Source organism: Pseudomonas sp. RIT-To-2, from assembly GCF_029623465.1.
Classification (GTDB): domain Bacteria; phylum Pseudomonadota; class Gammaproteobacteria; order Pseudomonadales; family Pseudomonadaceae; genus Aquipseudomonas; species Aquipseudomonas silvicola.
This window is the reverse complement of the sequence record NZ_JAPYKM010000094.1, coordinates 1-1,450: the sequence shown is the minus strand read 5'-3', so window position 1 is coordinate 1,450 and position 1,450 is coordinate 1. Positions and strand designations below refer to the sequence as shown.

The 1,450-nt window shown below is 54.7% G+C and carries 1 protein-coding gene; it reads left to right on the top strand.

Annotated features, from left to right (window positions below; all coding sequences use genetic code 11):
• Positions 1 to 1,348: YncE family protein (locus QBK88_RS30675; protein WP_277965044.1), on the top strand; the 1,348-nt coding region annotated here is incomplete at its 5' end.
• Positions 1,349 to 1,450 lie beyond the last annotated feature (102 nt).

Sequence of the window (1,450 nt, the reverse complement as noted above, 5' to 3'; positions counted from 1 at the left end):
CCAGCCGATCACCCTGGCCCGGTTGCAGGCCTTGAAGGATGGCAGCACGCTGACGCTGGAAATGAAGGTGGCATTCGGGGGCAATGCGAATGAGACGGTGACGTTTGCGGTGCGTACGTACACGGTGACCGTGGGGTTGGCTGGCCAGCCGGCGTTCGACAACCCCCCTTATGTCATAGCGCCTCGGGGACGCTTGAAAGACATCCTGCTAAGCCTGAGCAACAGCGCTGGCGCGGCGGTCCCTGGCGCCGAGATTACCCTGACGTTGCCCGCCGGGACCACCTATGCCGATGGTACCGGTGGTACCCGGACGTTTACCACGGATGCACAGGGGCGGGTTACCGTCGGTGGCGTAAAAGGTGGCAGCGCGCCGGGTAGCTACGACCTGGTGGCGAACAGTGGCGGGTTTTCTGCCTCGGCGACGCTGACCATCAGACGATTGGCAGGGGTGGGGACGATTGGTGGTTTTACCCGTGCTGCACACATCGCGGTAAGCGCGGATGGCCAATATGCCTACGTGACTGACGGTAATCTTTCGACGAGCCGAGGTGATTTGGTGGTGGTGAGTCTGCTCACTAATTCCATCACGGCTCGTATTCCTCTAGGTGACAATAGTGCAGTTGCAAATGTCGTCCTCTCGCCAGATGGTCGATATGCGTACACGACCTGCAGTTACCCCGCAAAAATCAACGTTATTGATATCGAGAAACGCGCAATAGTCACTACTATTCCGCTTACCATCACCCCAGCGCAATTGATCATCAGCTCTGACGGCAAACGCCTCTACAGTGACATGTTTAAAACTTCTAATACGCGATACGCCTATGCGGTAGTGGCTGATGTCCACCTCGGTACCCAGATTGCAACGTACAGCGTCGACATTGGTATTATAGCTGGTATGGGGTACCAAGGCTTTGCGCTCAGCAATGATGGTCTTCGATTATATTTAGCCCAGCCAAATAACAAGATTTATGTCTTCAACACGCTGACGCACCAGCAAACCGTCACCATAGAAGGGGTGCTCTGCTCAGCCATGGCAATCAGTCCCGACGACAAATACGCCTACTGCGCTGAAGACCGTGCAGACTACATTGTTGACTTGACCAGTAATCAACGGACCACGACCATCAGCCACGGTTTCACGACTTCGGCGAATGGCGCGTTGTTCACGCCAGACGGCACAACAGTATACTACTCCACTTACACCACGGTTTTTAAAGCTGATTTAAGAGGGGGCATACCTACGATCATTATCCAAAATAACCCAAGAGCTATAGCGGTCAGCCCCGACGGCAGTTATCTCTATATTGTGTCGGAATCGGGAGTAACGGTGATGAACGCCGTGTAACTCATTCACAGGGGCGCCCGCCCTGATGGGCAACCTTACCAGGGTAGTCAGGTTCATTGAGCTTTCGTTGATAAGCGGCTGCATGACCTGATTCCACGTTCC